This is a genomic window from Vulcanibacillus modesticaldus, from assembly GCF_001730235.1.
GTDB classification, from domain to species: domain Bacteria; phylum Bacillota; class Bacilli; order Tepidibacillales; family Tepidibacillaceae; genus Vulcanibacillus; species Vulcanibacillus modesticaldus.
This window is the reverse complement of the sequence record NZ_MIJF01000048.1, coordinates 1-6,959: the sequence shown is the minus strand read 5'-3', so window position 1 is coordinate 6,959 and position 6,959 is coordinate 1. Positions and strand designations below refer to the sequence as shown.

General features: G+C 34.2%; 6 protein-coding genes and 3 rRNA genes. All 9 read right to left on the bottom strand.

All coding sequences use genetic code 11. From position 1 onward, the window contains the following. Window positions 1-104, bottom strand: a 16S ribosomal RNA gene (locus BHF71_RS08770); the annotation flags it as partial. A 483-nt stretch (window positions 105-587) separates the two neighbouring features. Then, window positions 588-1,676, bottom strand: a complete 1,089-nt coding sequence (gene buk, locus BHF71_RS08765) for a butyrate kinase (protein ID WP_069657287.1) — start codon at window positions 1,674-1,676, stop codon at window positions 588-590. Window positions 1,677-1,731: 55 nt separating this feature from the next. Beyond that, window positions 1,732-2,640: a bifunctional enoyl-CoA hydratase/phosphate acetyltransferase gene (locus BHF71_RS08760; protein WP_069657286.1), complete on the bottom strand. Its 909-nt coding sequence runs from the start codon at window positions 2,638-2,640 to the stop codon at window positions 1,732-1,734. Between the two features lie 124 nt (window positions 2,641-2,764). Continuing rightward, window positions 2,765-3,862 carry a Leu/Phe/Val dehydrogenase gene (locus BHF71_RS08755; RefSeq protein WP_069657285.1) on the bottom strand — a complete coding sequence of 366 codons (1,098 nt, stop codon included), beginning with the start codon at window positions 3,860-3,862 and terminating at the stop codon, window positions 2,765-2,767. 206 nt (window positions 3,863-4,068) lie between these two features. Then, complete coding sequence (locus BHF71_RS08750; RefSeq protein WP_069657284.1) at window positions 4,069-5,685, bottom strand: sigma 54-interacting transcriptional regulator; 1,617 nt, start codon at window positions 5,683-5,685, stop codon at window positions 4,069-4,071. Window positions 5,686-5,878: 193 nt separating this feature from the next. Beyond that, a complete protein-coding gene (locus BHF71_RS08745; RefSeq protein ID WP_218064937.1) occupies window positions 5,879-6,169 on the bottom strand; it encodes an SHOCT domain-containing protein in 291 nt (96 codons plus the stop codon). Between the two features lie 30 nt (window positions 6,170-6,199). Further along, on the bottom strand, window positions 6,200-6,391 hold the full coding sequence (locus BHF71_RS08740) for an SHOCT domain-containing protein (protein WP_069657283.1): 192 nt from the start codon (window positions 6,389-6,391) through the stop codon (window positions 6,200-6,202). A 194-nt stretch (window positions 6,392-6,585) separates the two neighbouring features. Beyond that, window positions 6,586-6,702 (bottom strand): 5S ribosomal RNA (gene rrf / locus BHF71_RS08735). 105 nt (window positions 6,703-6,807) lie between these two features. Then, window positions 6,808-6,959: ribosomal RNA gene (locus tag BHF71_RS08730) — 23S ribosomal RNA — on the bottom strand; the annotation flags it as partial.

Genomic DNA, 6,959 nt, shown 5'->3' with positions numbered 1-6,959 from the left:
CCGCTAAGTTTATTAGGAGCAAGCTCCCATAAACTTCGCTCGACTTGCATGTATTAGGCACGCCGCCAGCGTTCGTCCTGAGCCAGGATCAAACTCTCCATAAAAAGTTTGAGTTAGCTCTCTTTGACTTTGGTCCCACAATTCCTTGTGGCACGCTTGGCTTGTTACACTGTTCAGTTTTCAAAGAGCAATTTCAGCGACATTTAACATTTTATCATATCTCACTGTGTTATGTCAACTACTTTTTTTATTTTTTATTTTAAGTCGTTGCTAACACCTATTTATCATCGCTCACCGTAATTATTCTTTTTAGAAGCGACAACAAATATACTACTACAACTTATCATCTTATGTCAACAACTTTTTTTCAAAAATAATCAAATGGCCATTTTAAAAGCGTATACAAAATTTGAAAAACTTAGAGCCATAGTAAAAAACCGTGATAAGATATAGATGACAATACAAGAAAACATATAGAGTTTTTTACTATGACTACTAATACTAATGTTCCGGAATCAAAACTTAATGTAGATACCCAATTCCTTATGAGAAATAACAATTTTAAAAGGAATTGTCCCTTATGTTAATTAGTATGCATTTATTTCTACACTATAGATCCTTGCTTCTTCTTGATTAGTTAGAATACGCAACGCACCCAATGCTAGAGATTCTAATTCCGCTTCACCCGGAACAACAAAAACTGGAGCTATATATTTTACTTTCCTTGTTATCTCTTGGACTATATAATCGGAAAAACTTAATCCTCCAGTTAATATGATTCCATCTACATCTCCTTCTAATACAGCAGACATCGCCCCAATTTCCTTTGAAACCTGATATATCATCCCATCTAGAACTAGCTTTGCTTTTTTATCTCCCTTAGTAGCTCGCTCTTCTACTTCCATAGCGTTTTTAGTTCCTAAATATGCATAAAAACCACCTTTTTTGGTCAAACGAGTTAACATTTCCTTTTCAGAGAATTTACCTGAATAACATAGCCTTACTAATTGAAATGCCGGAAGTCCCCCAGACCTCTCCGGAGAGAAGGGTCCTTCATTATTGGCATTGTTTACATCAATTATTTGCCCCTTCCTTTGGGCTACGATAGATATCCCCCCACCCAAATGGGCTACAACAAAGTTTAGTGATTGAAAATCTTTCCCAATCCGCTTGGCAATCTTCCTCGACACAGCCTTAATATTTAATGCATGAACGTGACTTTTTCTTTCTAACTCCGGAATACCGGACAATCTAGCAACATCTTCCATCTCGTCGACAACAATGGGATCAACGATATATGCAGGGATATCCTGCTCCTTTGCCAACTCATATGCCATCAACGCTCCTAGATTGGAGGCATGCTCTCCATATCGTGCCGTTTTTAAATCATCCAGCATTTCTTTATTAACTATATACGTCCCACTTTTTAAAGGATGTAAAAATCCCCCTCTTCCTACAACTGCATCTAATTCTTCAAGATTAATGTTATGATAATGTAACGATTCTATTAATAGCTTCAAACGATAATCCAATTGAGAAACTACTGTAGGAAAATGGATCAAATCCTTGTCTTCATGTCTTATTGTTTCTTTAAAAATTTGATTTTCTCCTAGAAAAACAGCAAATTTTGTGGATGTAGACCCAGGATTAATTGCTAATATCTTAGGATTTTCCATTAATCCTCCCCCTATCCCTGAATTTTTATAAAAATTAGCAAAAAAATAGTTCCTACTACTTTTCATTATTAGCAACCACTGATATTGCAATTGAAGCAAGTTTAGCCTTAGCAGAGTCAGATCTAGAATTTAATATCAATGGAACTTTGGCTCCCAAAACTACACCTGCCATAATCCCCTTTGCAAAATAAGTTATTGCTTTGCCTAAAATATTACCTGCCTCTATTGTTGGTACGAGGAATAAATCGGCCTCCCCATCAACTTCGCTATTAATCCCTTTATGATATAACGATTCTTTGCTAATCGCTAAATCCAAAGGTAACGGTCCCTCAACAATTGCTGATCCAAATCTCCCCTCACTAGCTAGTTGAGCTAATCTATGAGCCTCAACAGTAACCGGCATTTTTTCGTTAACCCTTTCATTCGCTGTCAATATCGCTACCTTCGGAGTATTTACTCCTAATTTATGAATAAATTCTATCGCATTATATAAAATTTGTTCTTTTTGATTTATGTCTGGTGCAATATTTAATCCACCATCTGTCATAAATAAAAGCCGTTCGTATCCTGGTATTTCAAAAATAGATAGATGACTAAGAATACGATCCGTCTTCAGTTTGAAATCTTTATGTAATACACCTTTTAAAAAGGGTGTACTATTAATAAACCCTTTCATAATGATTTGAGTCTTTTTTTCGTCTGCTAATTTCGCTGCGATATATGCTGTTTCTGTTTCTGTAGTTGTAGAATATATTTCAAAAGGATCTATGTCAAAGCCCATATGTTCAGCAATGCTTTGGATCTCTTTTTTATTACCTACAAAAAATGGTTCAATCAAACTCAATTCCACTCCCTGCTTGATTGCAGTTAGTACATCTTCATCATGCGCCGCAGCAACACTTACCCTTACTGGTTGTCCCTTTTGAGCACGAACAATTACTTCCTCAAAATTTTTGAATCTCAAACTTAATTCACCACCTTTGCAATTGCTTTAATATGAATGGAAGAGAAGGATTAAATCCTTCTCTTTGCATTTCATAAATTACTTTCTATTATACAAATTTCTAAAGGATTGATAAAATATTAATTTATCTCCCAGTATATTTACTTTGTAATTGACCGATAATCTCTATTCTTTTTTCAACCAATTTATCTGCCGCTTTATAGGTAGGCATATTTTCTTCTTTACTAATAGTAAAGATTTCAGTTAATGTATCATAAATTAAGCTCGCATTTCTAAATGCACGATCTTTGTTGTATCCTTGAAGTTCGTCAGCCACTTGAATTAATCCACCTGCATTTACGACATAGTCTGGTGCATACAAGATTCCTTTTTCATGTAAAAAGTCGCCATGATGCTCCTCAGCAAGCACATTATTCGCTGCACCACAAATGGCTTTACACTTGAATTGAGATATTGTTTCGTCATTAATTACCGCACCTAGAGCATTAGGTGAAAAGATATCGCATTCTACTCCGAATATTTCATTAGGACTAACGATTTCAACTTCTGGAAACTCCTCTTTTACCCTGTTGATATTATCTTCCATAATATCAGTTGCTATAACCCTTGCTCCTTCTTCTATTAAATATTTGACGAGAACATAACCAACTTTTCCTAGTCCTTGTACCGCTACAGTTAATCCCTCTAAGGAATCGGTGCCAAAAACTTCCTTTGCAGTGGCTTTCATTCCTCTCCATACTCCATACGCAGTAATTATTGCTGAATTACCACTTCCACCGTATTCTTCGGGTAGACCAACAATATATTCACTCTGTTTCGCAGCATGAACAAAGTCCATTCCCACCGTTCCTACATCAGTTCCTGTATAGTAACGTCCCTTTAATGTTTCAACAAAAGTTCCTAATGATTGAAATAATTCCGGGGTTTTGTCCTTTCTAGGATCACCGATAATAACAGCTTTACCACCGCCATGCATGATGTTTGAAACTGCACACTTATATGTCATTCCCCTTGAAAGGCGTAGAGCATCTTTTATTGCATCCTGCTCCGTTTCGTAATTCCACATTCTACATCCACCTAAAGCAGGTCCTAGAGTTGTATCATGAATTGCAATAATTGATTTTAAACCTGTTGCTTTATCATAATTGAAAATAACTTGTTCGTGACCATACTTTTCCATTTGTTCAAAAATGCTAAAAACGTCTTTTCTTTCATTTTTCATTCTAAACTCCTCCTAAATAACTTGTTATTTAAAAATTTTAGTTTGCTTACCCAATTAATATTTTCTATAAAATATTGCAATGCAAATATAATGCCAATTATAAATTATCCTTTTAATAGCCAAATAAAATGAAAAATTAGGTTTTTTGATAAAAAAAAGTGACAACTTTTTTTATCAGAGATAAAAAAAATTATCACTACTTCTTTTTAATCAATATCTTCAATTTTAATCCCATAATTTTTCATCTTATTTAAAATCGTTGTATTAGATACACCAAGTACTTTTCCAGCTTTTCTTGAAGAAGAATTGGTTTTTAATACCTTTAATAAAACTTGCTTTTCTACTTCACTTACAATTTCTTTTAATGATGGCCATTCTTTTTTGATTGGAATTTTTAGATTGATAATATCTTTATCGTAAGTAATAACATTATATTTTTTGGTATCAATATGTCCCCATTCATAAAAATGTTCAAGCTTTATTTCTTCTTGATTAACTACATTAATGATGCGTTCTAAGGTATTTTCTAATTGTCTTACATTACCAGGCCATTTCTGTTCCATTAAATATTGAATTGCTTCTTCTGATAAAGATATGTTAGATTTATTTAACTTTTTACCTATTTTTTTAATGAGATGTTGAGCAATCAGTGGGATATCTTCAACCCGCTCCCTAAGTGGTGGTATTCTTAATGGGATCACATTAAGACGATAATATAAATCTTCTCTAAATTCTCCCTTTTCTACCATTTCCTCTAGATTTCTGTGGGTTGCTGCAATAATACGAACATCAATTGAAATTTCTCTATTACCCCCGACCCTTCTAATTGCGTTTTCTTGAAGCACCCTAAGTAGTCTTACTTGAATCTGTGGCGAAATTTCTCCTATCTCATCAAGAAAAAGTGTTCCCTTATCAGCTTGCTCAAATAACCCTTTTCTTCCACCTTTAGCAGCACCTGTGAATGTTCCTTCTTCATAACCAAATAATTCACTCTCTAATAAAGATTCTGGCAGAGCTGCACAATTGATTGCAATGAATGGATGCCCATTTCGATTACTCTCCATGTGAATTGCTCTTGCAAATAGCTCTTTACCAGTTCCACTTTCACCCCTCAATAAGACTGAAGAGTCACCTTTAGCCACCATTTTCGCTGTGTCAACAACATTTCTCATTTTATCACTTTGGTAGACAATATCATTGAAGGTTGTTAACCTCTTTTTCCGGTCAATTTTAGATACGATCTCTTCTACTTGTTTAAAATCTTTAATTGTTGCAACAGCACCAATTATATATCCTTTCTCATTTACGATTGGACAACCACTCGTTAAATAATGAAACAATTTACCATTCTTTCTGTACTTTATTTCTTTTAAATTATACTTTTTGCCATATTGAAGCGTTTTCATAATCGGGATATCTGATTTCAAAACATCTTCAATCTGCTCACCAATCACAGTCTCTTTGATACTAAAAATTTCACAGGCCTTCTCATTTATATGCGTGATATGACCAGATTTATTTACTGCTATAATCCCTTCACTTACTGAATTTAAGATTGTTGTCAGCTGATCCTCTCTCTGCTCGTATTGCATTTGATCCCTAAAAGTTAAAGATAAAACACCGTCTATCTTTTTTAAATCAGCGATAAGGTTATTTAATTTTTCTTTGGGAATATACTTAAATTTAAGTCTCATTTCTTGATTTGCTTTGGCTTCCATGGCTAAAAGGTTAATTGAATGTTTTTTTAATACTTCCATAACATCATAACCTAAGCCTAAGCGATCTATAAAATCAATTTGAATTACCAAATCCTGTTTTTGCAAGAGTTTCACACTCCTTATTCAAATACAATACGTCATACACAACAATCTAGACACTTCATAATTAAGATATCATAGTATAATAAGATTTTTAATATCTATGTTTTTTATTTTAGTCAAGAGATTAAAAAAATAGCCCCATACTATATTGCTAGTATGAGGCTAATTATATTATAAAGTGGCTACTTAGCGATTATTATTTTAAAGTTTTTACGATTTGTTGATACTCATCGAAACTAATTTCTCCACGTACATATCTTAACTTAGCAACCTCTAATGCATTGTTGTTATAACTTACATCCTGTTTAGTTAGGTAATTAACATTTTTATTTCGTTTGATTAGTAAGTAAACTACCACTCCGATTAGTATTAAGAACAAAATACCAGAGAAACCTCCATACCAGATTCCATAACCTCCAGGATAATACCCACCAAATCCGCGGCCGAAACCGCCCATCATACTTCCGCCAAATCCTCCAAACATCATTTTTATTCATCCTCCTTTATAATTTAAATATTATAATATTTCCTTTAGCTTGTTATATTCTTCTTCAGTAATTTCACCTTTAGCCAAACGCATATCGATTATTCTTTTTACTTCATTTGTTTGGTAATTAGTGTCACTTTGTAAATTATTAATCATTTTTTGCAAGTCACCTGTTTTATATAAATAGAGACCAACTAGTATTAGGATTAATAAAAGAAACATATCTTACTCATCTCCTTTCAATATTTGTTTAGCCATTTGTTATCCTCTTTACACTTATATCCTATAACCTATTTTTCAAGAAAATATGAAGACAAAAATCGAAAAATAATGATACAAAAAAAGCAGCCTAAATAGGCTGCAATAAGTACGGTTGGTAATATATAAAAATATGTATGCAATATATAAAAAAAGAAGCCTGGCAACGTCCTACTCTCCCAGGACCCTGCGGTCCAAGTACCATCGGCGCTGGAGGGCTTAACGGTCGTGTTCGGGATGGGTACGCGTGTGTCCCCTCCGCTATCGTCACCAGACTTCTTCATATTTAATTTATGGTGTGGTTATACTTTTACAGTTGTAAAGTATAACTTTATACACCCTGAAAACTAGATGCGAGTTTCTTTCACCTTACTTGAGCTTTGGTTAAGCCCTCGACCTATTAGTATCCGTCAGCTCCATGCATTGCTGCACTTCCACACCGGACCTATCTACCTCATCTTCTCTAAGGGGTCTTACTGGATTAACTCCATGGGAAATCTCATCTTGAGGGGGGCTTCACGCTTAGATGCTT

Coding starts and splice junctions, on each gene's coding strand:
- buk (WP_069657287.1), bottom strand. CDS start 1,676: ATGGAAAATCCTAAGATATTAGCAATTAATCCTGGGTCTACATCCACA.
- BHF71_RS08755 (WP_069657285.1), bottom strand. CDS start 3,862: ATGAAAAATGAAAGAAAAGACGTTTTTAGCATTTTTGAACAAATGGAA.
- BHF71_RS08745 (WP_218064937.1), bottom strand. CDS start 6,169: ATGATGTTTGGAGGATTTGGCGGAAGTATGATGGGCGGTTTCGGCCGC.
- BHF71_RS08740 (WP_069657283.1), bottom strand. CDS start 6,391: ATGTTTCTTTTATTAATCCTAATACTAGTTGGTCTCTATTTATATAAA.